Raw genomic sequence first — 24,765 nt, forward strand, 5'->3', positions numbered from 1 at the left:
CATGCCATGCGCGGCGTCCCCACGGCCCCGTCCCGACCGCGTCCCGCGAGACGACGTGCCACCCGCCCCGGACGGCCTCGCCCACCAGTGGAGTTACGGCCCGGCCCAGGAGGTTCTCGACGTGAAACCCATCCATCTGCTCGGCGCGATCCCGTTCCTCGGGATCCTCGGGGGCATCTTCTTCGCGAACCGGGTGACGCCCTACGTCCTCGGCATGCCGTTCAACCTCTTCTGGCTGGTCATGTGGGTCGTGCTGATCTCGGCGATCATGGCCGTCATCTACCGCCTGGACCCGGCGAACCGTGAGGAGCAGAGCTCGTGATCGCCCTCGCCATCATCTTCGCCTTCCTCCTCGCGGCCCTGGGCCTGGGACTGCGCGCCCGCCGCGGCAGGGACATGGATCTCGAGCAGTGGTCGGTGGGCGGCCGTGGCTTCGGGACGGTCTTCGTCTTCCTGCTGCTGGCCGGCGAGATCTACACGACCTTCACCTTCCTCGGCGCCTCGGGCTGGGCCTACGGCAAGGGCGCGCCCGCGTACTACATCCTCTGTTACGGCTCACTGGCGTACGTCCTGTCGTACTGGCTGCTCCCGGCCGTGTGGCGCTACGCCAAGCGGCACCGGCTGATCTCGCAGTCCGACTTCTTCGTCGCCAAGTTCAACAGCCCGCTGCTCGGCGGGCTGGTGGCCCTCGTCGGGGTCGTCGCGATGGTGCCCTATCTCGTCCTGCAGCTCAAAGGGCTGGGGATCATCGTGTCCATCTCCTCCGACGGCCGCATCTCCTCCAACTGGGCCATCGTGGTCGGCACGGTGGCGCTGACCCTCTACGTCACGATCTCGGGCATCCACGGCTCCGCCTGGACCTCGGTGCTGAAGGACGCCATCATCCTCGCGGTCGTCCTCGTCCTGGGCATCTATCTGCCGATGCACTACTACGGCGGCATCGGGGAGATGTTCCACGCGGTGGACAAGGCGCACCCCCAGCTCCTCACCCTGCCCTCCAGCGGCATGAGCGCCTCGTGGTTCTCCTCCACCGTGCTGCTCTCGGCGGTCGGCTTCTACCTGTGGCCGCACAACTTCAGCGCCGCCTACAGCGCCCAGAACGAACGCGTCTTCCGCCGCAACGCCATCTTCATGCCGCTCTACCAGCTCATCCTGCTCTTCGTCTTCTTCGTCGGCTTCACCGCCATCATGGTGGTGCCCGGCCTCAAGGGCGCCGACGCGGACCTGTCCCTGCTCCGCATCACCACCGCCACCTTCCCGTCCTGGTTCGTCGGCATCGTCGGTGGCGCCGGGCTGCTCACCGCGCTGGTCCCCGGCTCCCTGCTGCTGATGACCTCCGCGACCTGTCTGGCGAAGAACGTCTACCGCCTCGCCCGGCCCCACACCAGCGAGGAACACATCGGCCGGCTCGCCCAGCTGCTCGTCCCCGCCCTCGCCCTGATCTCCCTCTACTTCACCTTCAACGGCGGCAGTTCGATCGTCTCGCTGCTGCTCATGGGCTACGCACTGGTCACCCAGCTCTTCCCCGCCCTGCTGGCGAGCCTCGCGCCACGGCAGTTCGTCACCAAACAGGGAGCTGCCGCGGGCATCGTCGTCGGGGTGACCACGGTCGCCGTCGTCACCCTCTCCGACGCCACCGTGGGCAGCCTGCTGCCGGGACTCCCCCAACCGGTGAAGGACCTCAACGTCGGCGTCATCGCCCTCGTCCTCAACACGGTGGTCATGGTGGCCGTCTCCGCCGTCACCCGCGGCATGGGCCCCGCCCCCGGCACCACCACTCCCCTACGACCCGAATCCGAGGCCACGGCCGGTACCGGCTGAGGAGACCGCCCGAACCGATGGCGGTGGTCGCCTCGTCTTCGAGCTCACGGAACCGCCGCTCGCGGACCCGTCGCGCGAGCTCGGGATCGACGTCGCCCATGGACCGCCAGCGGAGGCACCGTGCGCGGGCGGGGCGGGAACCCGGCCGTCTGGTAGCACTCCTCGATGAGCCGCATGGTGGTCAGGGCGTCCTCCGCGTCGAGGGCCAGTGGTGCGCCGTCCCGCACATGAGCCGCGAAGGCTTCGAGTTGGAAGGTGTACGACGACCTGCGCCCGAGTTCCTCCGTGCGCTCACCGGCGGCTGCGCGCACCACCACCCGGTCGTCCAGGTGCGGCTGTACGAAGTTCATCGCGGTGGCCTCGCCGCGTGTGCCCACGACCCGGCAGCTCATCTGCCACGTGTCGTACGCCATATGGCAGTTGGCCGTGCCGGTGGCCCCACCCGGGAACTCCAGGTCGGCGTGCAGCCACTCGTCGACACCGTCGGCCCCCGCTCGCTCTCCGCCCCGCGCGGTGACCAGCCGGGGCGGGCCACCGGCCCAGGGAGCGAGCATGCGCAGCGCGTGCAGGCCGTAACACCCGAGGTCCATCAGCGCTCCGCCGGCCAGCGGCAGCGACCAGCGGATGTCGCCGTCCGGCGGAGCGGGCATGGCCACCATGGCCTCCACGTGCCGGAGGTCGCCCAGTTCCCCGCTGGCCAGCAGCTCGTGCAGGCGCCGGGTGACCGGGTGGAACAGATAGTGGAAGCCCTCCATGAAGGCGGTGCCCGCCGTGGCCGCGGCATCGCGGACCTCGGCCGCCTCCTCGGCGTCGCTCGCGGACGGCTTCTCGGTGAGGACGTGCTTGGCGGCCTGGAGGGCGGCCAGATTCCACGGCCCGTGCAGGCCGTTGGCCAATGGGTTGTAGACAACGTCGATCTCGGGGTCGGCGATGAGCTCGGCGTAGGAGCCCGCCACCCGCTCCACGCCGTGCGCGGCCGCGAAGTCCTCGGCGCGCCGCCGGTCGCGGGCGGCCACCGCGACGAGGCGGTGACCACCCGCACGAGCGGGCCCCACCATCGAGAGTCCGGCGATCCGGGCGGCGCCCAGAACGCCGATCCGCAGCGGTTCCTTCGTCATCCCCTAGGTACCTCGTCACGTCGTACGGGCCCTCCTGGCGTGGCCCGTCGGGAGCTGCCAGTGTTGAGAACCCCAACCCGTCATTCAATGCTTGGTGATACATCAAAAATCCATCATCAGCCGTTGGGGATCAGCACCGCCCGTCGTGGCGCATGATGGAGGCGTCCGTCCCGTCAGAAGCGAGGTGTCGCGTCCCGATGAAGCGCAAGACCAGAATCCTCCTGGCGGGCCTGGCTTCCGTGGGCGGCGTCGTCACCGGCGCGGGACTGCTGCACAACCGGCGGCCTGACCGCAGGGAACACCTCTACGTCACCCTCTACGGCGAGCCCGGCTATATGGGCCGCAACGAGAGGCTGACCTGGACCGGCGGCAAGCGCGAGATCGTCCCGTTCACCCGGGTGCGGCTGCCGCGCATCGGCTCGATCAGGCTGGAGCGGCTTGTGTACCGCTTCCAGCCCGACGTGCGGCTGCCGAACATGCACTTACTGTGGCACGCCCTCACCGAGCGCCCGGACCGCACGGATCCCGAGGCCGGTGTGGCCAGCTTCGTCGCCATGCACCAGCTCGCCGGCATGTTCTCGGTGGGTCTGTGGGAGCCGGTCCGTGAGTCCGAGGCGCGGTCGGGAGTGCGGCTCTGGGCCGGGCGCCCCGGGGAGCGGCCGCCCGCGCACCACGAGGATGGCCTGTCGGGCAGGGCGACTCCCGGCGCCGATCCCTGGCACGATGTCCTGGCCAACGCGCCCGACCTCGGCTCCTGGAGCACCCGCACCCGCTACCTGGAACTCGGCTACCACGGCGGGAACGCCCGCCGCGGCTGACGGATCGCCTGCCACCGCCGACATCAGCGACTCGCCGACATCAGCGGCTCGCCAACGTCAGCGGCTCGCCGACATCAGCGAAGGGACGAGGCACCGGCTGCTTGCACTTCGCCAAGTGTGCGCCGGGCGACTTCACCGAATTCCTCGGTGTTGGCCGTATCGGACCAGCGCTCATAGGCGATCTTCAGGGTGAGCGCGCCCAGCTCCGCGGCCACCCGCGAGGTCAGGTCGGGAACGCCGCGGCGCCCCAGCGCTTCGGCCATCGAAGCGGTGAGGCCGAGTCCCTTCAGCGCCTCGCGCTCCCGCAGCTCCGGGTTGGCGGCGATCACCGCCCGCCGCCGGGCGGTGAATTCGCGGCGAGCGGCCGTGAAGGCCTCGCTCCCGACCTCATCCAGGGCATGGGCCACCGCTTCGAGCGGGGTGGCCGAGACCGGCGCCGCGGCGATCGCCTTGGCGAGGAGTTCGGCCATCGCGCCCCCGCCGAAGAGCACTTCGCGCTTGTCCTGGAAGTGGCGGAAGAAGGTGCTCTTCGTCAGTCCGGCGCGCTCCGCGATGTCGATCACCGTCGTGTTCTCGTAGCCCCGTTCCGCGAACAGATCGAGGGCGGCGGCGACAAGTCGCTCTGATGCGTTGGGTTGCCAGCGGGCCATGGGAACAGGATACGGCACTTGGTCCCGTCACTGGTGTACGGTGATGGGACCAAGTCTTATCACCCTGCGTGCTGGAGGTTTCCCATGAGCCGAGCCGTCATCTATGAGACGTTCGGAGGCCCCGAGGTGCTGGAGCTGCGAGAGGTCCCGGAGCCGCACGCCGGTCCGGGCGAGGTCCGCGTCCGGGTAACGGCCGCCGGTCTGAACCCCATGGACTGGATCCTTGCCTCACAGCCAGAGGCGGCGGAGCGGTTCGGCGTCACCCTGCCGTCCGGCTTCGGATACGACCTCGCCGGAGTTGTGGACGAGGTCGGCGAAGGCGCCACGGGCTTTGCCGTGGGCGATCGCGTCTACGGAGGCGTGCTGGGCAGGGCCGTCGCCGATTTCGTGGTGGTCAGGACGCCCGCCCGGGCGTCCGAGGCGCTGTTCCACACGCCGGAGGGCATCAGCGACGAGGTGGCGAGCACACTGCCGGTGGCCGGTCTGACCGCAGCCGCCGCGCTGGCGGCGGTCGGCCTGCGGTCCGGCGACACCGTCCTGATCGGCGGCGCCGCCGGTGGCGTGGGCGTGTTCGCGGTACAGCTCGCGAAGCTCGCCGGTGCCAGGGTGATCGGGACCGCCTCGGAGGCCACGTTCGACTTCCTGCGACAGTGGGGCGCCGAGCCGGTGACCTACGGCCCGGGGCTCGCGGACCGGGTACGGACACTGGCTCCCGGTGGCGTGACCGCGGCGACCGACCTGTTCGGCACCGAGACGGCCGAGACCGCGCTCGCGCTCGGCGTACCGCCCGAGCGGATCTCCACGATCGCCGCGGGACCCAACCCTCCCGGCGGCGTGCGCGGGACCGGCGGCATCGACGCGGGACCTGACGCCCTGGAGCGGATCACCGACGCGATCCTCGCCGAGGAGATCACCGTGCCGATCGCCGCGGCGTTCCCGATCGAGCGGATCCGCGACGCCGTGGCGCTGCAAGCCGGACGCCACGTCCACGGCAAGATCGTGGTCACGCTGTGACCACGGGCTGGCCGGGTGCGGGGCGCCCCCGCGGGCGGTCGGCGGAGCCGGGCGGTGGCGCCCCGGCCGCGCCACGGCCCCGCCGAACCACCGTCAGTGGCTGACCAGCTTCCGGAACTTGCGCACCAGCCTGACGATGACCCAGCCGATGAGGCACCCCAGGAGCAGCAGGAACAAGAGAGCCTGCCACAGGGGCATGTTCTTCTTTCCGCTGGACGAGCCGCCGTCGTTGCGCTTGGAGGTGTAGCCGCCGCCCTTCGACTTCTTATAACCACCGCTCTTGCTGACGCCCCCGCCGCCCTTGCTGACGCCACCACCGCCGCTGCTGCCACTGCCTCGCTTCGACGACAGCGCGGCGTATGAGACGGAGTCACGCGCCGACGCGGCCTGGGCGGTGGCGGGCGCCACCGCGAGCAGGGCGCTGATCAGGAGTGTGGTTGCCAAACGCATGAGGGATCCCCGTGATGGTGAGTCGGAAAGTCAATCGCGGCAGGGTGCAGCGTCGCACCCTAGGCCATGGACGGGTGGTGTCGGAACCCGTGAACAATCCCACTCGCCAGCACCTTCGGTGGAGGACTTCGCGCTCCCACTGGCCGGGCGGCTGGGTGTGCGGTCGCCGCCCGCGCCGTGCCTTCCCGGACGTACCCGCCCGCCGCCTGAATCCACCGCGGATGTGGATGTTGGATTTTGATCGTTGACATGGAGGACAGCGGCGCATACGTGTCGAGCCATGTTCCCTTGTGGTTCATTGTGTTGACACCTGTCCGCACGCGTGTGACGGTTGCGGGGCTTGCTCCTGGCCTGGATGTGCACTGTTCGTTCTTCAGCGGAAGTGGGACTCATGAGCTCAGGAATACGGCGCCGCAGCGTTCTGTCCGCGGCCGCCCTGGGAAGCGCGTCCGGTTCGCTCGCTCTCTCCGCTCCGGCGTCGGCGCTGCCGAAACCCGGCGCCGAAGCACCGGCGGGTGCGCTGCCCGCCGAGGACGGTTACGAGCTGTGGCTGCGGTACCGGCAGGTGGAGGACTCCGCTCAACTCAAGCGCTATCGCGCCGCCTTGGCGGCCCTGGTCTGGCAGGGCGGCGGCCCGCTCCAGCGGTCGGCGGTGGACGAGCTGGTCCGCGGGCTCACCGGGCTGCTCGGCACACGGGTGCGGCCACGCGCCAGCGCCCCCGCACACGCGGCACTCGTGGTGGGCACCCCGGCGAGTTCCGCGCTGATCCGGGAGCTCGTCCCCGCGGCCGACCTGGCCGAGCTGGGCGACGAGGGCTATGTCATCCGCCGGGTCACCCGGCGCGGCGGGGACTTCACCGTGGTGGCGGCCCACGCGGACCGTGGTGTGCTCTACGGTGCGTTCCATCTGCTGCGCCTGGTGCAGACACGGCGGCCGCTGGACCACGTCGACCTCACGGAGCGCCCGGCCGCCCCGCTGCGCATGGCCAACCACTGGGACAACGACGACGGTTCGATCGAGCGCGGCTACGCGGGCCGGTCCTTCTTCGACTGGGAGGAGCTGCCGCGGCTGGACGACCGGTACACCGACTACGCACGTGTCCTGGCCTCGCTCGGCATCAACGGCGCCGTGATCAACAATGTCAACACGCCCGCGGACTACCTCGCCGAGCCGTTCCTGACCAAGCTGGCCGCACTGGCCGGTGTGCTGCGCCGTTACGGCGTGGCGCTGTACGTCACGGCGAACTTCGCCGCACCCATCGACCTGGGCGGGCTGGACACCGCCGACCCCTTCGACCCGGGGGTGCGCCATTGGTGGACGGAGAAGGCCGAGGAGATCTACGGCAGGATCGAGGACTTCGGCGGCTTCCTGGTGAAGGCCAACTCCGAGGGCCGCCCTGGGCCGTTGGACTACGGGCGCACCCACGCCGACGGGGCCAACCTGCTGGCGGGCGCGCTGAGACCGTACGGCGGGGTCGTGATGTGGCGGGCGTTCGTACACGACACCGACGAGAAATGGGACCGGCAGGCGTACCTCGACTTCACACCGCTGGACGGGGAGTTCGCGGACAACGCCATCGTGCAGATCAAGAACGGGCCGATCGACTTCCAGGTCCGCGAGCCCGCCCACCCCCTCTTCGGCTCGCTACCGGGTACCAACTCCATGATCGAACTCCAGGTGACGCAGGAGTACACCGGGCACGCCACCCATCTGTGCTATCTGGTTCCGCAGTGGAAGGAGGTCCTGGACTTCGACACGCTCAAGGCGGGCGAGGGCAGCACCGTGGCCCGTGTGGTGACCGGCCGGGTGCACCCTTACGCCCACTTCGGGTTCGCCGGTGTGATGAACTTCGGCGATGCCAGGAACTGGACCGGCTCCCACCTGGCCGCCGCCAACACCCACGGCTACGGGCGGCTCTCCTGGAACCCGGACCTCTCCGCGCGGGACCTGGCCGCCGAGTGGACCCGGATGACCTTCGGCAACGATCCGCGGGTCGTCGAGACCGTCTCGGCCCTGCTCATGGACTCCTGGCGCACCTACGAGGACTACACCTCGCCGCTGGGCACCGGGTACATCACCCATCCACCTGACGGCTCGGTGACCGGACACTTCGACCCCAGCCCGACGACGACCACCCAGTTCCACAAATCGGACCGCGCGGGCATCGGCTACGACCGCACCGCCGCCACCGGCGACGGCTACACCGAGCTGTACGCGCAGCCGACGCGGGACGCCTACGAGTCGCTGGCGCACTGCCCCGAGGAACTGCTGCTCTTCCTTCACCATGTCCCGTACACCCACCGGCTGGACAGCGGCGGGACCGTGATCCAGCACATCTACGACACCCACTTCTCCGGCGCCGCGCGGGTGGCGGAGATGCGCACGGCCTGGGAGGGGCTGCGCCGCCGGGTCGACCACCGGCGGTTCACCGAGGTGCACCGCCGGTTCGGGGAGCAGCTCACCGAGGCCGCCACGTGGCGGGACACCCTGGTCGCCTACTGGTTCGAGCTGAGCCGGATCCGCGACGAGCGCCGCGGCTGGCTCCAGGCGATCGTCGCCCCGGCCGACACGGCGCTGCTGGGCGGGGAGCGCAATGAGCTTCCGGTGCAGGTGGTCAATGCGACGGGCACCGGGCTGCGCACGGTGACCACGCTGGATGTCCCCGAGGGCTGGCGGTCCGAGGAGGCGACCGCCTATGTGGCCTCGCGGGAGGACGCGACCGTGCGGATGGCGGTGGTGCCGCCGGCGGCCCCCGGGCTCGCCACCCTGCACGCGCGCCCGAGGTCGGGCGCGGTGGAGGTGCTGGACTCCTCGTTGCGCAGCCTGGCCAGGGCGGTGGTGGTCCCCCCGGCCGCGCGGTGCGTCCACGCGCTGGACGCCGGGCCCGACTCGGCGCCGGTGCTGAAGGACTACACCCGTCTGTCACCGGCCGACGGCTGGCATGAGGGCGCCGGGTTCGGCTGGGTCGGCAATACGCCCGACGCCACGGACACCGGGCTGTTCGATGTCGTCCGCCGGGACTACGTGCGCGACAGTGCCCCGGCCGTGCTGCGCCTGAGGCTGCCCGCCGGACGCTGCACCGCGCATCTGCTCACCGGTGACCCCAACACCCTCAACAGGTCGCTGACCGTCGGTGTGGACGGGGTCGAGAAGGCCCGGAGCGAACAGCTCGACGGCCGGGAGTTCACCTGGCTCCGGGTCCCGTTGGACGGCGGCTCATCGGGACACGTGGTGGATCTGGAGCTGTCCTCGCAGGAGGACGAGACCTGGCATCTCAGCGCCTGCGTGGTAGTGGCGGACGGCCAGGAGCGGGGCTAGCCGCGCTCGCTCACCGGGGCCCGTCGGCCTGCTGACGGGCCCCCGGTGGGTTCAGGCGACGAACCCGCCGTCGACCGGCAGGACGGCTCCGCTGATGTGGCTCGCACGGTCGCTCAGGAGGAAAGCCGCACTCGCTCCGACCTCCCGTCCCGTACCGACCTTGCGCAAGGGAGTGGCCGCGATCCGGGCCTCCACTCCGCCGGGGATCGCACGCCGGGTCTCGGCGAGCATCGGGGTCTCGGTCGGGCCGGGGGCCAGCGCGTTCACCCGGATTCCGAGCGGTCCGAAGTCATGGGCCGCGGTGCGGGTCAGGCCGATGACCGCGTGTTTGGTGGCCTGGTACGCGCCCATGCCGGAGCTGCCGCGGAGACCGCCGATGCTGCTCACATTGACGATCGAGCCGAAGCCCTGGCGCTCCATGACGCGTACCTCTTCGCGGACGCACAGCCAGGTGCCCTTCACGTTCACGGCCATGATCCGGTCGAATTCCGCTTCCGGGACGGCGTCGAGGCGCCCGCCCTGGGTCATCGCGGCGTTGTTGAACGCCCCGTCGAGGCGGCCGAACCGTGCGACGGTGGCGTCGACGAACGCGGTCACGCTCGCCGCGTCGGAGACGTCTCCGGTCGTGAAGGCCACGTCGTGTCCGGCGGAGGTGAGTTCCTCCGTGAGCGCGGCAAGCGGTTCCTTGGAGCGTGCGACGAGCATCAGCGCGGCGCCGTCTTCCGCGAGGACGTGCGCGGCATCGGCTCCGATTCCCGCGCTCGCCCCGACGAGGAGGAGGACTTTGCCGGTGAGCGGCGGAGTGTTCATGAGACCGTGCTCCTGTCGGTGTCCGTGACGCCGCGCAGCGCGAGCATCGCCCGGGCGTCGGCCGGTGTGGCGATCTGCCTGTCCGCGGCCTCGACGAGCGAGCGGATCTTTCTGACCTGCTGGGCGTTGCTCTCCGCGAGCCTTCCCCTGCCGAGCCACAGACTGTCCTCGAGCCCCACCCGCACATGGCCGCCGAGCAGGGCGCTGTGGGTGGCGAACGGCATCTGGTCGCGGCCCGCCGCGAAGGCGGAGAACGAGTACTCGTCGCCGAAGAGCTTGTCCGCGATGCGCACCATGTGGTCCAGGTTCTCGTGGTCGGCGCCGATGCCGCCGAGGACCCCGAACACGCCCTGGATCAGCAGGGGTGGCTTGGCCAGGCCCCTTTCGACGAAGTGGGCGAGAGAGTAGAGGTGTCCGATGTCGTAGCACTCGTACTCGAACCGGGTGCCGGACTCGCCGAGCGTACGCAGGGAGTGTTCGATCGTCTCGAAGGTGTTGATGAACGGGCGGGCGTAGGACGTGAGCACATGGGGCCGCTCCCAGTCGTGCTTCCAGTCGGTCACCCGGTCGGCCATGCCCGAGTACACGAAGTTCATCGAGCCCATGTTCATCGATGCGAGCTCGGGCCGGAGCCGGACGGCCGCCGCCAGGCGTTGCTCCATCGTCATCGCGGGCGAACCACCGGTGGTGATGTTGATGACGGCGTCGGTCCGCGCGGTGATCCGCCCGACGATCCGCTCGAAGACCTCGGGCTCGAAGGTGGGCCGCCCGTCCGGCTGCCGGGCGTGCAGGTGCACCACGGCGGATCCGGCCTCGACCGCCTCGAGTGCGGCGTCGGCCACCTGCTCGGCGGAGAGCGGGAGGTAGGGGCTCTGGGACGGCACGTGCACGGAGCCCGTCACCGCGGTGGTGATGATGACCTTCTCGGCCGCCCGCATCAGTTCTTCTCCTCGGTGGTGGTCATGTGTCCTCTCCCGTCGTTCGGATGGTGTGCGGGGGCGGGCGGTGGCGAGGGGGCGTCATCGGCGGCCGTCGGCTTCCCGGAACGCCGTGACCAGCCCGCGCGCGGTCTCCGCCAGCATCGATGTGTCATTGCTGAGCAGGACGAAGTCGCAGCCGTCGCGCACCGCCCGCGCGGCGCGCTCGGGCGCGCCGCCGAACGCGAGCCCGCAGCGCTTGCCCGCGGCGTGTGCGGCGTCCTGCGCGGAGACGATCAGCTCAAGCACCTCCGGTGAGGCGGGCGTGGAACCCATCGACAGCGACAGGTCGGCGGCGCCCACGAACACCGCGTCGACGGTGTCGAGTGCCAGGATCCGCGGTGCGGCGCTGATGGCCTCGGCGCTCTCGAGCTGCGGGATGCACAGCACGTCGTCGTTGCCGGTGGCCAGGTAGTCGGTGCCGGGGCGCAGCCCCCACGCTCCGGCGCGGCTGGTGCCACCGGCGCCGCGCACACCGTGGGGCGGAAACCGGCATGCCCGCCCGACGGCGGCGGCCTCCTCGACGGTGTCGACGTGCGGTACGAGGATGCCCATGGCCCCCGCGTCGAGGATCTTCTGGATCGTCGAGGCCGTCGTGTCCGGCACCCGCACCAGGGGCACCACGCCCAGCGCGGCGGCCGAGTTGATCAGCCGGTACGCGGTCTGGAGGTCCAGTGGCGCGTGCTCCAGGTCGATCACCACGAAGTCGAACCCGGCGTACGCCATGATCTCGACCGGCTCGCCCGAGGCGATCTTCAGCCAGGTGCCGACCGGGGTGGTGGCGCGGTCCGGTGCGAACAGCCCGGCGCCGGTGCGTCGTGGCGCGCTCATGGCATCGGGTAGTCGTCGGCGTTGAGCACCCAGCCGGGTTTCTCCGAGAAGTCGGTGCGCGGTGGGCTGAAGATGTCGATCAGCTGGTTCACCTCGGGGTCGTTGGCTTCGGAGGTGTGCACGGTGGGCGGCGGGATGATGGCGAGGGACGGGCTGCCGAGCCGTACGTGTTCGTCGTCGCGCCACTGGGAGCTGTCGCTCAGCCAGGGGGTGCGGATGTGGTGCACGTACTGGCCGCGCACGGCCAGCGACAGCTGCTCGAAGTCATCGTGGGTGTGGGGTGATAGCTTGTGCGGGTCACGCGGCCCGTCCAGCTCGGGCAGGAAGTTGACCATGAACGACCGGGTGCGGAAGATGCGGCCGAACCGCGCCGGGTCCTCCGGTACGTCGGCCAGCGGGTAGAACCGCACGGCGGGTCCGCCGACGGGCTCCGGCCACCGCTCCAGCGGGGTGACGCGCGGGTGGTCCGCCGCGTACGCCCCGGCGTTGGCGGCGCGGTCCCGCCACTCCGGTTCGGCGGCCTCGACCAGGCGGACCAGTGGGCCGTCGCCGTGCACACCGATCCGTGAGGCACCGGGTGGGACCACGACTAGCCCGGGCGCGTCGATGCGGGTGGCGCCGTCGCCGGTGACCACCGTGAAGGCGGGCGAGGCGCCGGTGACCACCACGGCGAGCTCACCGTCGAGCGTCCCGTTGTCGAGGGTGTCACCGGCCCGTGCCTCGGTGTGCACCAGCACCACGTTCTGGGCGCGGACTACCGCGGTACGGGCGTCCGGTGTCGCGGCGGCGGGCGGGGCGAGGCGGTGCAGATCGAAGTACTGGGCGGCGGCTATCGCGGCGCCGCCGTCCGGCCGTGGTGCGGTCGCCGTCGCGAGCGAGGAGCGGGGGTCGTCCTTTTCGTACACCGTGGTGTCCTTTCGCTCAGGTGTCGAGGTTGAGCAGATAGGCCGGGTTGTCGCAGGCCATGCCCCGCAGGTCCTTCTCCGGCAGTCCGAGGTCGAGCAGCACCCCGGCGACCCGCAGCCACGCGTCCACCGGTTTCGGGTTCACCGCCTGCCCGAAGTCCGAGGCCAGTACCGTGTGTTCGGGGCCGAGCGCATCGATCCAGGTCAGCAGCCGCTGGGGATCCCACTTCTGCAGCCCCTCGGGGTCGTACATGCCGACCTCGTGCTCGACGAACGCGCCGAGCGCGATGAGCTCGCGGCACAGGTCGGGGTCGGCGCCGATGACGAAGTCGGGGTGGCTGACGACCATCCGCGTCATGCCCCGGTCCTTCCCGGCCCGGAACAGCGTGCGGATGTACTCGGGGTACATATGGCCGCCGTTGACGACGGCCTCCTGCTCCTTGATCTCGTCGAGTATCGCGGCCGCCTCGGGCTTCAGCTCCCCGCTCTCGTCGACGATGTCGATGCGCTCCAGGGTCAGGGGCACGGTGGTGGTCGGGAACGCCCCGTCCTCGGGGTGGCAGTCGATGTGCCGGCCCGAGGAGATGGTCGGGAACCAGACGACCTTGCCGCCCATGCGCAGGCACATGCGCACCGCGTGCACATTGAGACCGCCGACGGTGCTGTTGAGGGCGATGCCGCCGTAGGCGGACGCGGCGACCCCGGCCAGGCGTCCCTTCATCGCGAGGATGTCCATCTGGGTGTTGTGGTGGTGGGACTTCGCGACCATGGCGCGCATCCCGATCCGGGCACCGTCCTGCGCGGCCTCGACATGGTCGAGGCGACGGGGAAACGGGCTGGGGCCGGAGTGGACATGCATATCGACCAAGCCGTCCAGGACGGTGGCGATGGCAGGACGTTCCCTCATAGGAAACCACCTCGGTTCGTAATGTGAATTCGCGTTTCACTGTAGACCGCACGTCAACCCCTTGCAGCAGTCTTGTGCGCCGCAAGTCATAACTTTAAGGTGGCCAACAGTTCGCTTCGTGAACACGCAGTTCGCAACGCGCCGCATGTGGCACCTCAGAGCTGCGGGCAGCCAGCAACCGATCCGGAGGACACGATGTCCCCACTGCCCCCCGCAGAGCAGTCGGCGGCCTTGGACGACGACGCCCGCCCGACCACCCCGCACGGTCCGGACACCCCGCACGGTCCGGACACCGCCAAGGCGCGCGCCGCGGTGCGTGGCGGGGCGTTCGCCTACTTCGTCGACCAGTTCGACATCTATCTGCCGATCGTGGTGCTCGCGCCCGCGACGGACTACTTCCAGTCGGCGCGGCTGAGCGCGAGCACAACAGCCCTGCTCGCATCGCTGGTGTTCGCGTCGACGCTCATCGGCCGCCCGCTCGGCGCGATCGTCTTCGGCCACTTCGCCGATACGGTCGGGCGCAAGCGCACCACGCTCGTCGCGGTCGGCGGCTTCGGCGTCATCACGCTGCTCACCGCGTGCCTGCCGGGCCACGAGACGATCGGGACCTGGTCGGTCGGCCTGCTGATCGCGCTGAGGTTCATCGACGGGATCTTCCTCGGCGGTGAGTACACCACCGCGGTGCCCCTGGCGATGGAGTGGAGCCCACGGCGCAAGCGCGGCCTGTACGCCTCGCTCATCACCTCGACCTCACCCGCCGCGTACGCGATGATCGCCGCGCTCACCCTGCTGTTGCTGCAGGCGCTGCCGTCCACCGGACTGCACAGCGCCTATGTGCAGTGGGGCTGGCGGATACCCTTCCTGGTCGGGGCGCTGCTGTCGGCCCTGCTGTTCCGCTACTACCTCACCCAGGTGCACGAGCCGCCGCCCGAGTACACCGGGGAGCGGCACAAACTGCCGTTGGCGCGGCTGCTGACGCGCTACCCGAAATCGCTGACCCAGGTGTTCGTGCTGATGACCGGCACCTGGCTGGCCACCAATATGGAGGCCGCGGTGACCCCCGGGCAGCTCAAGGAGCACCTTCTGCTGTCGAGCAAGCAGGTCACGCTGACCATGCTCGTGATCAACGCCTCCGCGGCGGTGTCCTACCCGCTCTTCGGACTGCTCTCCCAGCGCATCGGGAGACGGCGGTTCTACATCGGCTACGGCCTGTCGGTCACGGTGGTCGGCGCGGGTTCGTACGCACTGCTGATGGTGTCCGACGGCGGCCTGGGGACGGCCCTGGGCTGGGGCGTCATGATCGGTGTCTTCACCGTCGGCACATTCGGCCCGATCGCCGCGTATCTGACCGAGCGGTTCCCGGCGAGCGTCCGTTCCACGGGCTATGGCGTCGGATACAGCCTCGCGCTGATCGCCCCGGCCTTCTACCAGTTCTATCTGGAGCAGTTCAACGGCGTCATGCCCTCGCACCTCGCCCCGGCCGTCCTGATCGCACTCGCCGGTGCGCTGATCGCGTTCGGTGGCTTCCTCGGCCCGGAGACCAGGGACGTCGACATGGCCGACGACAGCACGATCCCGAAATTGGCCTGACCCGCCGCAGTCCGGACCCCGGCGCCCCCGGCCCGGCCCCCTGTGACCAGCGGGCCCGGCGCGGGGCGCCCTACACCGCCCGCTGGTCGAGGTCGTCGGGCCGGTAGTGGCCGCCGAGCTCATGGGTGAGCGCACGCGCGGTGTCGACGATGACGCTCAGCTCGGGGGTGTCGTCGGACATCGACAGGGTGTTGTCCGGGCCGACGATCGCGATCGTGGCACAGATGCCGTCCTCGTCGAAGACGGGTGCCCCCACCGCGACGACACCGGGAGTGCTCATCGCGGAACAGTGGCCCACCGTGCGAACCCGCTCGACGTCGGCGCGCAGGTCCTCCCGCGCCCGGCCGGACAGATTCGCCATCAGCCGCTCCATCGACAGCTGGTCGGCGTGGTACGCGAGGAAGACCTTGCTCTGCGCCGAATCCAGCGGCAGATGACTGCCCACCCGCACGGACACCACGACCACGGTGGAGATGTTCTCCTCGACCCGGGAGACCACCGGCCCGGTGAGACCCCAGAGGCTGAGCACCACGGTCGTCTGCGTGGCGCGAGCGAGCGCCCTCATATGGCGCGGGGCGAGGTTGATGACACTGCGGTGGCCGATGGCGAAGGCGCCCAGCTGCAGCAGCAGCCCACCGGGCACATAGCCGCCCTCGGCATTGCGCTCGAGCAGCCCCGCCGCGGCCAGGGAGGTGCAGTACCGGTATGCGGTGGTGCGGTTCAGGCCCAGCCGCTCGGCGACCTCGACGGCGGTCACTTCCGGAGTGGCGGGCTCGAACAGCGACAGGATCTGGCTGACCCTGCTCACCGCCTGGATGTCGGCTTGGTCGCCCCGGTCCACGCGCGCGGCATCGGACGACCTCGTCGACTTGCTCATGGGAGCCTCCGCCGGATGGTGATCGAGGGTCTGATACGCATGTTCACGAAGTGAACCTGATGGTCAGACTACCCGAGTCGGCTGGTCCGCCGCCGCGGCCTCGCCGCCCTGCCGGAGTCCAGCCCCCACCGACCATGGAGTTGCACACGCCGCGCCTGGCATAGTGCGGGAACGTGCCCGGGCAGCCGGTGGCATGGCCCCGGCCCGGTTCGACGGTTCGATGGTTCGACGAGGAGATGACACAGCATGGCGGACCAACTGGAGCTCTCGGCCGCGCTCTCACGGTACGTACGGGAGTTATCCCTGCGTGAGGACGCCGTCCTCGCGGAGCTGCGCGAGGAGACGTCCCAACTGCCCGCGGGCAGCGCGATGCAGGTCATGCCCGAGGAGGGCCAGCTGCTGACGCTGCTGGCGGGCCTCACCCCGGCGCGCCGGATCCTCGAGATCGGCACGTTCACCGGGTACAGCACCCTGTGTCTGGCCCGCGCCCTCGCACCGGGCGGGAAGCTGGTCACCTGCGACATCACCGACCGCTGGGCCAGGATCGGCGCGGACCACTGGCGGCGGGCCGGTGTCGGGGACCTGATCGACGTCCGCGTCGGTGACGCGGCGAAGACCCTCGAGGCCCTTGTCGAGGAGCAGGGGACCGGTTCGTTCGACTTCGTGTTCATCGACGCCGACAAGCGGGGTCTTCCGGACTACTACGAGCGGTCGCTGACCCTCATCGGCGACACCGGCCTCATCGTGGTGGACAACACCCTGTTCTTCGGCCGGGTCGTCGACGCCGAGGCGAGGGACGCCGACACCGAAGGGGTGCGCGCGTTCAACGCGCTGGTCCGCGACGATCCTCGGGTGGAGATGTCCCTGATCCCCATGGCGGACGGCATCACTCTGATCCGCAAGCGGCGCCTCACAGCCTGATCTCCTCGGCGACCTCCAGTCGGTGTCCGCGGTGGGCGGTCGGCCTACGGCACCAACGCGATGCCCCCGTCGACGCGCAGATTGATTCCGTTGATGTAGCCGGCCAGCGGGCTGACGAGAAACCCGACCGCCGCCGAGATGTCGTCCGCGGTGCCGAGCCTGCCCGTCGGGTTCGGGGCGTACTCGGCCACCACCAGCGGCTCCAGCTCCGTCCATTGCTCCGGCCAGCCTCGTGCGGCCGCCCCGTCCTCGAACATCTGCCGCATGCTGTCCGTCACGATGACACCAGGGCTCACCGTGTTCGCGGTGATGCCGGTTCCGGCCAGCTGCCGGGCCAGGCTGGTCGTCATGTTGACCACCGCCGCCTTCGCCGCCGAATACTCGACCATGTTCGGCAAGGGAGTGGTCGCGGCCCGGCTGCCCACATTGACCACCCTCCCCCATCCGCGCTCGCGCATCCGGGGCACCAGGGCCCGGATCATCCGCACCGCGGACACCACGTTCCCGTTCATCGCGTCCAGCCACAGCTCGGGCTCCGCGGTTTCCCAGTCGTGCTCGGCGAAGGGGCCCGCGTTGTTGACCAAAATCTCCACGCCCCACTCCCGGGCCCGCTCGGCCACCGCCCCGGCGGAAGCCTCATCGGCGAGGTCCCCCAGCACGACGTCCACCACACCGCCGACAGCACGAAGCCGCTCCGCGACGTCGCCGACGCGCGCGGGGTCGCGCCCGTGCACCAGCACCGCGCACCCCTCGTCCACCAGCCTCCGGGCCACCGCGGCGCCGATACCGCCGCTGCTCCCCGTCACCATCGCCCGGCGTCCCGTAAGGTTCAGATCCATGTTTCCGCACACTAGACGACGGCTCTGACAGCGGCGGCGACTCCGCGTCGCTCTGCGTCGCTCTGCGTCGCTCTGCGTCGGTCCTACTGGATGCGCTGATCACGGACCCCTGAACGCAGCGTCTGCGCTCCTATCACGGACAGCAGCTGCAGCTTCTCGTAGCTCTCACTGCCGGGAATGGCGGTGTAGACGATCAGGAGGTGCGACTGGTTCGGATCGAGCAGCGTCTGGCAGTTCAGCTCCAATGCGCCGACCTCCGGGTGGATGAAGTGTTTCACCTCGTGCGGCCGGAGGCCGACCTCGTGGTCGTTCCACACCTGACGGAACTCTTCGCTTTGAGCGAGCAGCAAGTCGGCGTAGTGGGCCGCGCGGGAACCGGGACCCCGCAGGGTGGCTGCCCCGCGCAGGCCCGAGACGAACATGCGGGTGAGGAACGGATGGTCTTCGGGGGCGTAGAGCCGTCGCGTGGCGGGGTCGGTGAACCATCGGTAGCCGAGGCTGCGGGCCGGGCCGCGGTAGCCGGTCAGGTCGCCGGTGAGCGCGATGCCGAGCGGGGTCTGCCGCAGCGTCTCGCCGAGCTCGGTGACGATCTCCGCAGGGGTGTCGTGCAGGCGGTCGAGGATGCGCAGCAGGCCGGGGCTGATGTGCTCGCTGTCCGCGCCCCGTGGGGGCGGGGTCTGTCCGGCGAGCCGGAACAGGTGGTCGCGCTCGTCGAGGGAGAGGTGGAGTCCTTGCGCGATGGAGGCGATCATCTGCTCCGACGGCCGGGGGCCGCGCTCTCGCTCGAGCCGCGCGTAGTAGTCGGCCGACATGTGGCACAGCGCGGCCACCTCCTCCCGCCGCAGCCCGCTCGTCCTGCGGCGGCGTCCCCGCGGGAGACCGACGTCTTCGGGTTGCAGCGACTCCCGGCGGCGCCGGAGGAACTCCGCCAGTCCGGTCCGATCGATCACCGTGGGCGCCTCCGTCACCGTGCGTGCCTTCCCTTCGAGGCTCATTTCTACCGCCCGCGCCTCCCGACATCCACGGATCGTCAATCCCCCCTTCACGGGTTGCCGCCGCTACGTCGCCCGCCGAGGCTCAGTGACACAGCGCCGCCGTCTGCCACGACGGTGGAGGCGGAACAACACAACCCAGGAGTGGGCACATGCCACGCAACCCCGTCGACATCACCGTCCCCGACCTGTCCGGCAGGCGCGCCGTCGTCACCGGAGCGAGCGATGGCATCGGCGTCGGCATCGCCACGAGGCTCGCCGCGGCCGGGGCCGATGTGCTGCTGCCCGTTCGCGACCCGCGCAAGGGCGAGGCCGCGCTCGCCACGATCCGTCAGACGGCGCCTCAGACGAACGTGTCGCTCCGCGGGCTCGACCTGTCCTCGCTCGCCTCCGTCGCGGCCCTCGGCAAGACCCTGCAGGAGGAGGGCCAGCCGATCCACATCCTCATCAACAACGCCGGCGTCATGACCCCACCGGACCGGCAGACCACCGCCGACGGGTTCGAGCTTCAATTCGGCACCAACCACCTCGGCCATTTCGCCCTGGTGGCCCATCTGCTGCCGCTGCTGCGCGCGGGCCACGCACGGGTGACCTCACAGATCAGCGTCGCGGCGAACCAGCGCGCCATCAACTGGGCCGATCTCAACTGGCAACGCTCCTACGACGGCATGAAGGCCTACAGCCAGTCGAAGATCGCGTTGGGGCTCTTCGGCCTCGAACTCGACCGGCGCAGTCAGGCCCATGGCTGGGGCATCACGAGCAACCTCTCCCATCCCGGGATCGCTCCGACGAACCTGCTCGCCGCCCGCCCCGAGATCGGACGGGCCAGGGACACCCTGGGCGTACGGGCGATCCGGGCGCTGTCCGCGCGGGGGATCCTCGCCGGGACGGTCCACACCGCGCGACTTCCCGCCCTCTACGCCGCCACCTCCCCCGACGCCGAGCGTGGCGGGTTCTACGGTCCGCGCGGGCCCGGGCACCTGGGTGGCCCTCCCGGCGGGCAGAAGCTCTACTCGCGCCTTCGCGGCACCGAGGAGGCCCAGCGCGTCTGGCAGGTCTCCGAAGAGCTCACGACGGTGCACTTCCCCAGCACCTGAGCGGTTCGGGGCTTCTTCGTCCGTGGCCGCCGCCCGCCGTCGGCCCCATCAGACGACGCCCTGGGCGGTCATGGCCTCGGCCACACGGAGGAAGCCCGCGGTGTTGGCGCCGAGCACGTAGTCGTCGGCGTTACCGCCGTAGGTCTCCGCGGTGGTGCGACACCGCGCGTGCACCTGCCGCATGATGGTGGCGAGCTGCTCCTCGGTACGTTCGAAGCTCCAGCTCTCACGGGCCGCGTTCTGCTGCATCTCGAGTGCGGAGGTCGCCACCCCGCCCGCGTTGGCGGCCTTGCCGGGGCCGAAGAGGATCCGCGCGCCGCGGAAGATCTCGACCGCCTCGGGTGTGCACGGCATGTTCGCACCCTCGGCCACGGCCAGCACACCGTTCTTCGTCAGTGTGGTGGCGTCCTGCTGGTGCAGCTCGTTCTGGGTCGCACACGGCAGGGCGACCTCGCACGGCACGTCGAACACCGACCCCCGGGTGGAGAACCGCGCGGCCGTCTTCACCTCGGCGTAGGCGGAGATCCGCGCGCGGCGCACCTCCTTGATCTCCTTCAGCAGCTCCAGGTCGATGCCGTCCTCGTCGACCAGGTAGCCGGAGGAGTCGGAGCAGGCCACCACCCGGCCGCCGAGGGTGTGGACCTTCTCGATCGCGTAGACGGCCACGTTGCCCGATCCGGAGACCACGGCCCGCCGTCCGTCGAAGTCCTGGCCGCGCGTGGCGAGCATCTCCTGGGCGAAGTACACCACGCCGTAGCCGGTGGCCTCGGTGCGGGCGTGCGATCCGCCCCAGCCGACCGGCTTGCCGGTCAGCACGCCGGACTCATGGCGGTTGGTGATCCGCTTGTACTGGCCGAAGAGATAGCCGATCTCACGGCCGCCGACTCCGATGTCCCCGGCGGGCACATCCGTGTGCTCGCCCAGATGCCGGTGCAGCTCCGTCATGAACGCCTGGCAGAAGCGCATGACCTCGCCGTCCGAGCGGCCCTTGGGATCGAAGTCAGAACCGCCCTTGCCGCCGCCTATCGCCATGCCGGTCAGCGCGTTCTTGAAGATCTGCTCGAAGCCCAGGAACTTGACGATGCCGAGGTTGACACTGGGGTGGAACCGCAGCCCTCCCTTGTACGGGCCGAGCGCACTGTTGAACTCCACCCGGAAGCCGCGGTTGACCCGCACCGTCCCCTGGTCGTCCACCCATGGGACCCGGAACATCAGCTGCCGTTCGGGCTCGCAGAGCCGCTCCACGATCCTGGTGCGCAGATACTCCGGGTGGGCCTGGAGCACGGGTCCTATCGCCTGCAGAACTTCGTGTGCTGCCTGGTGGAACTCCGTTTCTGCCGGATCCCGTCGTTGGAGATCGCCGAAGACGGCCTCGAGGTGGGCGCTGACGTCCATGTGCGCTGTCTCTCCGTTCGCATGCGAGCCGGCCGGGCGCCGGCGCCGAGCTGTGCTTCAGGCGCTCAAGTGCGGCCGACAGCGTACTTCAGCCGGCGTGGATGGCATGGTCGGGTGGGTGGAGCCACGTCACCTTTCCGGATTCGTCGCCGTCGCTAGAGCCGGCTGCTGGAGCGGGACCCCGGCCGCACGGCGGACCGTGCAGGCGGCCCGTCTGGGCGGGGTCGGCCGCGTCACGCTCGGCTTCGCGGGCACCAGCAACTGCTCCGCGATGCCGGTGCTGACGCGTGCCGTCACCTCCGAACACCCCGGTATCGAGCTGGTGCTGGAGGGCCAGGCCTATGCCGGGGAGGCGCTGGGGCGGATCGCCGAGGGGTCGCTGGACCTCGCCTTCGTGGCGCTGCCCGTACGCGCGGGGACCGGCGCGCGGGTGTCCCTCTCGTACCACCTGTGCACCACGCTCTTCGCCGGGACCGCGCCGATCGTCGCCCAGTACCTGCTCACCGCCTCCGGTTCAATGCAGCCACGGTGACGGACCACACACGGAAGCAAATCCCCCACCACGAGCGGCGCCCGGCGACCTGACGGGTGCCCGAACGACGTCGGCGATCCCGAGCCGAGCAGGAGGCTCCGAAGTCGGCGTTATGCGGCGGGGTTCGGGGACAGGACTCGGGCGAGCCAGGCGGTGCGGGTCCGGCGGGCCGTGGCCGAGATGTGCGCCTGCGGGTACAGCGCGTCGAATCCGTGGAAGCCGCCCGCCCAGACGTGGAGTTCGGCCTGACCGCCGGCCGCCCAGATGCGGGTGGCGTAGTCGGTGTCCTCGTCGCGGAAGACTTCGGCCGAGCCGGTGTCGATGTAGGTGGTGGGCAGGCCCGAGAGGTCGTCGGCCAGCGCGGGTGAAGCGTACACGGGTACCTCGTCGTGGGTGAGGTCGCCGAGGACACAGCGCCATCCGAACTCGTTCATCTCGCGCGTCCAGACGCCGGGCCCGCCTGAGTACTGGCGGCTGGAGGTGCTGGCACTGCGGTGGTCGAGCATGGGGGCGATCAGCAGCTGCGCGACGATCGCCGGAGTGCCGAGGTCGCGGGCCAGCAGGGTGACGCCCGCGGCGAGGCCGCCGCCCGCGCTGGCGCCTGCGACGACGATCCGGGCGGGGTCGATGCCCAGTTCCGCGGTGTGCTCGGCGACCCAGAGCAGTCCCTGGTGGCAGTCCTCGACCAGGGTGGTGCCGGTGGCCTCGGGTGCGAGCCGGTAGTCCACGGAGACCACGACCGCGCCGAACTCGTCGAGCCATTCCAGCGGTATGTCGATCTGTGAGAAGCGGTCGCCCATGACCATCCCGCCGCCGTGCATCCAGTAGACGCAGGGTGCGGCGCTGGTGCGATCGGTGTGCGCGGGGCTGAAGACCGACAGGGGGATGGGAGCACCGTCCTTGGCGGGCACGGTGACTTCGCGCCGGTCGACGTGCCGGTGCGCGAGGAGGGTTTCGATGGGCATTGACGGGAGCTGGCGCAGTTGCGCGAGCACTTCGGGACTGAGCTGGGCCATCAGGGGCGTGTCCGCGAGCAGCTCACGCAGTTCGGGGTCAAGGCCAGGTCGTGCCATGGTCATGGTGCTGCCTTTCGTGGGGACCAGGGAATGCTGACGGCGGGTCAGAAGGCGGCCTTGCCGCGGACCGGCACGTAATCGGTGTACTCGGACTCCTTCACCAGCAGTCCGTCGATCCGCGCCACGATGGCCTGGGCGGCCTCGCCGGCGAAGATCCGGTGGTGGTCCTCCTCGCTGGTCCAGCCCTCGGTGACGTGGATGACGTCGGGGTCGGACGCGGAACGGGAGACGAGGTAGACGACGCAGTGTTCGCTCGCGCCCGGGCTGCCCTCGTTCAGGCCGGTCAGCAGCAGGTCGACCAGCCGGTCGCCCATGTGGGGCTTTGCGGTGAGGGTGGCGTTGAAGCCGTAGTTGGCGATCATGGGTGCCCCTCTTCTGGGGTGATGGAGTGCGGTGATTCCATTTAACCCATGTGACCTGCGAAAACGTTAGAATGATGCTCGCTCGCCCTTGCACGATCGTCTCGGTCACGGGAGCCGCGGTGCCGCGTGGTGCCGCGATGGAGACATGTACTTCGAAGAGCTCCGCACCTGCGGACCGGGCCGGGAAACGCTCCCCGCCCTGGCAGTTCGGCCAACAGCCGTCCGGGGAGAGACGGCCTCCGTGGACGGCCCTACCCGCGCCCCTCGCCTGTTGGGCGGGATGGAACACCGGGCGAGTCGCCGACGAGCGTACCGCCGCCGACTCGCCACAGGCTTTCGGACATTCGCGTCGTCAGAACGGTGTATTCAGGCTCGGGTAGTCGACATAGCCTCGTTCAGCGCCCGCGTAGAACGTTGCCGGGTCGTGCTGGTTGAGGTGGTGCCCGGTTCGCCAGCGGGTCGGAAGGTCCGGGTTGGCCAGGAACGGGCGGCCCACCGCGACGACGTCGGCGATACCGCTGGCCAGAAGGGACTCGACCTCCTCCAGTGTGGTGACTTCGGCGAAGCCCGTGTTCAGGATGAAAGTGCCGCCGAACTTCTCGCGTAGGTGCGCGGTCAGCGGGGAGTCAGGTGCGGCCAGGTCGCTGAGGTAAGCCAGGTCCAGGTCCTGGATCCCGTCGAGCAGTGCGCTGTAGGTCATCCTCGTCTCGTCCTCGTCATCCTCCCGGAGCCCGTGGATGTTGTGGGCGGGACTGATCCGGATGCCGACCCGGTGCGCGCCTATGGCCGCGGCGACGGCGCGGGTCACTTCGACCGCGAACCGCGCCCGGTTTTCCGCGTTCCCGCCATAACGATCGGTTCGCAGGTTGGTCAGCGGTCCGAGGAACTGGTGGGGAAGATAGCCATTGGCCGCGTGCACCTCCACTCCGTCGAGGCCGGCCGCCACCGCGTTCCTCGCGGCGGCCACGAACTCCGCGATGATCCCGGGTATGTCCTCCGTGCCGAGTGCCCGCGGCTCCGGATAGCGCTGCGGTCCGGTTGGTGTCACGATCTCGCCCGGTGCACGGACCGCGCTGGGCGCGACCGTCTCCAGACCTCCCTTGTTATCGGGATGCGAGATGCGTCCTCCGTGCATGAGCTGGACGACGATCCGACCACCGCTCCCATGGACTGCTTCGGCCGTACGCCACCATCCTTCGCGTTGCTCCGAGGAGTGGATGCCGGGTGTGGCCAGATATGCCTGCCCTGCCGCGCTGGGCTGTGTGCCCTCGCTGATGATGAGCCCTGCGGCGGCGCGCTGTTGGTAATACGTCGCGTTGAGTTCCGTCGGCACCGTCGACGGCGTCCGGTTCCGGGTCAGTGGAGCCATCACAAAGCGCTGGGGCAGGTCCCAACGCCCCACACGCACCGGCTCAAAGGCGATTGACATCATCTACTCCACTTCATGACTCTGAGGGTGTCGCG

The 24,765-nt window shown here is 70.0% G+C and carries 24 protein-coding genes; 9 read left to right on the forward strand and 15 right to left on the reverse strand.

What is annotated here, in order from left to right:
* Positions 1-121: 121 nt before the first annotated feature.
* Both VT50_RS03275 and VT50_RS03280 read left to right on the forward strand, forming a co-directional pair.
* A complete protein-coding gene (locus VT50_RS03275) occupies positions 122-322 on the forward strand; it encodes a DUF3311 domain-containing protein (RefSeq protein WP_046089886.1) in 201 nt (66 codons plus the stop codon).
* Positions 319-1,821 (forward strand): sodium:solute symporter family protein, encoded by a 1,503-nt coding sequence (locus tag VT50_RS03280; RefSeq protein ID WP_046089827.1) that lies wholly within the window; start codon positions 319-321, stop codon positions 1,819-1,821. Before VT50_RS03275 ends, VT50_RS03280 begins: the two co-directional genes overlap by 4 nt.
* A gap of 44 nt (positions 1,822-1,865) precedes the next feature.
* On the opposite strand, the gene VT50_RS03285 is transcribed toward VT50_RS03280, so the two are convergent.
* Positions 1,866-2,939 carry a Gfo/Idh/MocA family protein gene (locus VT50_RS03285; RefSeq protein ID WP_046089828.1) on the reverse strand — a complete coding sequence of 358 codons (1,074 nt, stop codon included), beginning with the start codon at positions 2,937-2,939 and terminating at the stop codon, positions 1,866-1,868.
* Positions 2,940-3,136: 197 nt separating this feature from the next.
* Here VT50_RS03285 and VT50_RS03290 point away from each other — a divergent pair, with 197 nt between their 5' ends.
* A complete protein-coding gene (locus VT50_RS03290; protein WP_046089829.1) occupies positions 3,137-3,757 on the forward strand; it encodes a hypothetical protein in 621 nt (206 codons plus the stop codon).
* A gap of 74 nt (positions 3,758-3,831) precedes the next feature.
* On the opposite strand, the gene VT50_RS03295 is transcribed toward VT50_RS03290, so the two are convergent.
* Positions 3,832-4,407 carry a TetR/AcrR family transcriptional regulator gene (locus VT50_RS03295; RefSeq protein ID WP_046089830.1) on the reverse strand — a complete coding sequence of 192 codons (576 nt, stop codon included), beginning with the start codon at positions 4,405-4,407 and terminating at the stop codon, positions 3,832-3,834.
* 84 nt (positions 4,408-4,491) lie between these two features.
* Here VT50_RS03295 and VT50_RS03300 point away from each other — a divergent pair, with 84 nt between their 5' ends.
* On the forward strand, positions 4,492-5,421 hold the full coding sequence (locus VT50_RS03300) for an NADP-dependent oxidoreductase (protein WP_046089831.1): 930 nt from the start codon (positions 4,492-4,494) through the stop codon (positions 5,419-5,421).
* Positions 5,422-5,514: 93 nt separating this feature from the next.
* Here VT50_RS03300 and VT50_RS03305 read toward each other — a convergent pair whose 3' ends face one another.
* Positions 5,515-5,865: a hypothetical protein gene (locus tag VT50_RS03305; RefSeq protein ID WP_143645176.1), complete on the reverse strand. Its 351-nt coding sequence runs from the start codon at positions 5,863-5,865 to the stop codon at positions 5,515-5,517.
* Positions 5,866-6,262: 397 nt separating this feature from the next.
* Here VT50_RS03305 and VT50_RS03310 point away from each other — a divergent pair, with 397 nt between their 5' ends.
* A complete protein-coding gene (locus tag VT50_RS03310) occupies positions 6,263-9,190 on the forward strand; it encodes an alpha-glucuronidase family glycosyl hydrolase (RefSeq protein ID WP_053048804.1) in 2,928 nt (975 codons plus the stop codon).
* 51 nt (positions 9,191-9,241) lie between these two features.
* On the opposite strand, the gene VT50_RS03315 is transcribed toward VT50_RS03310, so the two are convergent.
* From VT50_RS03315 to VT50_RS03335, 5 genes are all read right to left on the reverse strand, one after another.
* Positions 9,242-10,000: an SDR family NAD(P)-dependent oxidoreductase gene (locus VT50_RS03315; protein WP_046089833.1), complete on the reverse strand. Its 759-nt coding sequence runs from the start codon at positions 9,998-10,000 to the stop codon at positions 9,242-9,244.
* On the reverse strand, positions 9,997-10,938 hold the full coding sequence (gene kce, locus VT50_RS03320) for a 3,5-dioxohexanoate:acetyl-CoA acetone transferase (RefSeq protein WP_046089834.1): 942 nt from the start codon (positions 10,936-10,938) through the stop codon (positions 9,997-9,999). The genes VT50_RS03315 and kce overlap by 4 nt, the downstream gene beginning before the upstream one ends.
* 81 nt (positions 10,939-11,019) lie before the next feature.
* Complete coding sequence (locus tag VT50_RS03325) at positions 11,020-11,808, reverse strand: HpcH/HpaI aldolase family protein (protein ID WP_046089835.1); 789 nt, start codon at positions 11,806-11,808, stop codon at positions 11,020-11,022.
* Positions 11,805-12,713 carry a cupin domain-containing protein gene (locus tag VT50_RS03330; RefSeq protein ID WP_046089836.1) on the reverse strand — a complete coding sequence of 303 codons (909 nt, stop codon included), beginning with the start codon at positions 12,711-12,713 and terminating at the stop codon, positions 11,805-11,807. The genes VT50_RS03325 and VT50_RS03330 overlap by 4 nt, the downstream gene beginning before the upstream one ends.
* 16 nt (positions 12,714-12,729) lie before the next feature.
* Positions 12,730-13,620 carry a DUF6282 family protein gene (locus tag VT50_RS03335; protein ID WP_046089837.1) on the reverse strand — a complete coding sequence of 297 codons (891 nt, stop codon included), beginning with the start codon at positions 13,618-13,620 and terminating at the stop codon, positions 12,730-12,732.
* Between the two features lie 195 nt (positions 13,621-13,815).
* On the opposite strand from VT50_RS03335, the gene VT50_RS03340 reads away from it, so the two are divergent.
* The gene (locus VT50_RS03340; protein ID WP_075200529.1) at positions 13,816-15,210 is read left to right on the forward strand and encodes an MFS transporter; all 1,395 of its coding nucleotides are present in this window, start codon (positions 13,816-13,818) and stop codon (positions 15,208-15,210) included.
* A gap of 70 nt (positions 15,211-15,280) precedes the next feature.
* On the opposite strand, the gene VT50_RS03345 is transcribed toward VT50_RS03340, so the two are convergent.
* Positions 15,281-16,087 carry an IclR family transcriptional regulator gene (locus VT50_RS03345; protein ID WP_046089838.1) on the reverse strand — a complete coding sequence of 269 codons (807 nt, stop codon included), beginning with the start codon at positions 16,085-16,087 and terminating at the stop codon, positions 15,281-15,283.
* 246 nt (positions 16,088-16,333) lie between these two features.
* Here VT50_RS03345 and VT50_RS03350 point away from each other — a divergent pair, with 246 nt between their 5' ends.
* Positions 16,334-17,008 carry an O-methyltransferase gene (locus tag VT50_RS03350; RefSeq protein WP_046089839.1) on the forward strand — a complete coding sequence of 225 codons (675 nt, stop codon included), beginning with the start codon at positions 16,334-16,336 and terminating at the stop codon, positions 17,006-17,008.
* A gap of 44 nt (positions 17,009-17,052) precedes the next feature.
* Here VT50_RS03350 and VT50_RS03355 read toward each other — a convergent pair whose 3' ends face one another.
* Entirely contained in the window at positions 17,053-17,847 is a 795-nt protein-coding gene (locus VT50_RS03355; RefSeq protein ID WP_046089840.1) for an SDR family NAD(P)-dependent oxidoreductase, read from the reverse strand.
* Positions 17,848-17,930: 83 nt separating this feature from the next.
* Positions 17,931-18,797 (reverse strand): helix-turn-helix transcriptional regulator, encoded by an 867-nt coding sequence (locus VT50_RS03360; RefSeq protein ID WP_046089889.1) that lies wholly within the window; start codon positions 18,795-18,797, stop codon positions 17,931-17,933.
* 194 nt (positions 18,798-18,991) lie between these two features.
* Between VT50_RS03360 and VT50_RS03365 the strand changes: the two genes are divergently transcribed.
* On the forward strand, positions 18,992-19,936 hold the full coding sequence (locus VT50_RS03365; RefSeq protein ID WP_046089841.1) for an SDR family oxidoreductase: 945 nt from the start codon (positions 18,992-18,994) through the stop codon (positions 19,934-19,936).
* A 48-nt stretch (positions 19,937-19,984) separates the two neighbouring features.
* On the opposite strand, the gene gdhA is transcribed toward VT50_RS03365, so the two are convergent.
* Entirely contained in the window at positions 19,985-21,331 is a 1,347-nt protein-coding gene (gene gdhA, locus VT50_RS03370; protein WP_046089842.1) for an NADP-specific glutamate dehydrogenase, read from the reverse strand.
* 199 nt (positions 21,332-21,530) lie between these two features.
* Here gdhA and VT50_RS41255 point away from each other — a divergent pair, with 199 nt between their 5' ends.
* The gene (locus VT50_RS41255; protein WP_046089843.1) at positions 21,531-21,863 is read left to right on the forward strand and encodes a type 2 periplasmic-binding domain-containing protein; all 333 of its coding nucleotides are present in this window, start codon (positions 21,531-21,533) and stop codon (positions 21,861-21,863) included.
* Between the two features lie 110 nt (positions 21,864-21,973).
* Here VT50_RS41255 and VT50_RS03380 read toward each other — a convergent pair whose 3' ends face one another.
* The 3 genes from VT50_RS03380 to VT50_RS03390 form a co-directional block, all read right to left on the reverse strand.
* Complete coding sequence (locus VT50_RS03380; protein WP_046089844.1) at positions 21,974-22,942, reverse strand: alpha/beta hydrolase; 969 nt, start codon at positions 22,940-22,942, stop codon at positions 21,974-21,976.
* 41 nt (positions 22,943-22,983) lie between these two features.
* Positions 22,984-23,301 (reverse strand): putative quinol monooxygenase, encoded by a 318-nt coding sequence (locus VT50_RS03385; protein ID WP_046089845.1) that lies wholly within the window; start codon positions 23,299-23,301, stop codon positions 22,984-22,986.
* Positions 23,302-23,653: 352 nt separating this feature from the next.
* A complete protein-coding gene (locus VT50_RS03390; RefSeq protein ID WP_206269332.1) occupies positions 23,654-24,730 on the reverse strand; it encodes an alkene reductase in 1,077 nt (358 codons plus the stop codon).
* Positions 24,731-24,765 lie beyond the last annotated feature (35 nt).

The organism is Streptomyces antioxidans (genome assembly GCF_000968685.2).
Taxonomy (GTDB): Bacteria; Actinomycetota; Actinomycetes; order Streptomycetales; family Streptomycetaceae; genus Streptomyces; species Streptomyces antioxidans.

What these genes read in the sequence shown, in the direction of transcription:
- VT50_RS03390 (WP_206269332.1), bottom strand. Translation starts at nt 24,730, where the DNA reads ATGTCAATCGCCTTTGAGCCGGTGCGTGTGGGGCGTTGGGACCTGCCC.
- VT50_RS03310 (WP_053048804.1), top strand. Translation starts at nt 6,263, where the DNA reads ATGAGCTCAGGAATACGGCGCCGCAGCGTTCTGTCCGCGGCCGCCCTG.
- VT50_RS03345 (WP_046089838.1), bottom strand. Translation starts at nt 16,087, where the DNA reads ATGAGCAAGTCGACGAGGTCGTCCGATGCCGCGCGCGTGGACCGGGGC.
- VT50_RS03295 (WP_046089830.1), bottom strand. Translation starts at nt 4,407, where the DNA reads ATGGCCCGCTGGCAACCCAACGCATCAGAGCGACTTGTCGCCGCCGCC.
- VT50_RS03325 (WP_046089835.1), bottom strand. Translation starts at nt 11,808, where the DNA reads ATGAGCGCGCCACGACGCACCGGCGCCGGGCTGTTCGCACCGGACCGC.
- VT50_RS03350 (WP_046089839.1), top strand. Translation starts at nt 16,334, where the DNA reads ATGGCGGACCAACTGGAGCTCTCGGCCGCGCTCTCACGGTACGTACGG.
- gdhA (WP_046089842.1), bottom strand. Translation starts at nt 21,331, where the DNA reads ATGGACGTCAGCGCCCACCTCGAGGCCGTCTTCGGCGATCTCCAACGA.
- VT50_RS03365 (WP_046089841.1), top strand. Translation starts at nt 18,992, where the DNA reads ATGCCACGCAACCCCGTCGACATCACCGTCCCCGACCTGTCCGGCAGG.
- VT50_RS03285 (WP_046089828.1), bottom strand. Translation starts at nt 2,939, where the DNA reads ATGACGAAGGAACCGCTGCGGATCGGCGTTCTGGGCGCCGCCCGGATC.
- VT50_RS03290 (WP_046089829.1), top strand. Translation starts at nt 3,137, where the DNA reads ATGAAGCGCAAGACCAGAATCCTCCTGGCGGGCCTGGCTTCCGTGGGC.
- kce (WP_046089834.1), bottom strand. Translation starts at nt 10,938, where the DNA reads ATGCGGGCGGCCGAGAAGGTCATCATCACCACCGCGGTGACGGGCTCC.
- VT50_RS03355 (WP_046089840.1), bottom strand. Translation starts at nt 17,847, where the DNA reads ATGGATCTGAACCTTACGGGACGCCGGGCGATGGTGACGGGGAGCAGC.
- VT50_RS03385 (WP_046089845.1), bottom strand. Translation starts at nt 23,301, where the DNA reads ATGATCGCCAACTACGGCTTCAACGCCACCCTCACCGCAAAGCCCCAC.
- VT50_RS03340 (WP_075200529.1), top strand. Translation starts at nt 13,816, where the DNA reads ATGTCCCCACTGCCCCCCGCAGAGCAGTCGGCGGCCTTGGACGACGAC.
- VT50_RS03380 (WP_046089844.1), bottom strand. Translation starts at nt 22,942, where the DNA reads ATGACCATGGCACGACCTGGCCTTGACCCCGAACTGCGTGAGCTGCTC.
- VT50_RS03335 (WP_046089837.1), bottom strand. Translation starts at nt 13,620, where the DNA reads ATGAGGGAACGTCCTGCCATCGCCACCGTCCTGGACGGCTTGGTCGAT.
- VT50_RS03300 (WP_046089831.1), top strand. Translation starts at nt 4,492, where the DNA reads ATGAGCCGAGCCGTCATCTATGAGACGTTCGGAGGCCCCGAGGTGCTG.
- VT50_RS03315 (WP_046089833.1), bottom strand. Translation starts at nt 10,000, where the DNA reads ATGAACACTCCGCCGCTCACCGGCAAAGTCCTCCTCCTCGTCGGGGCG.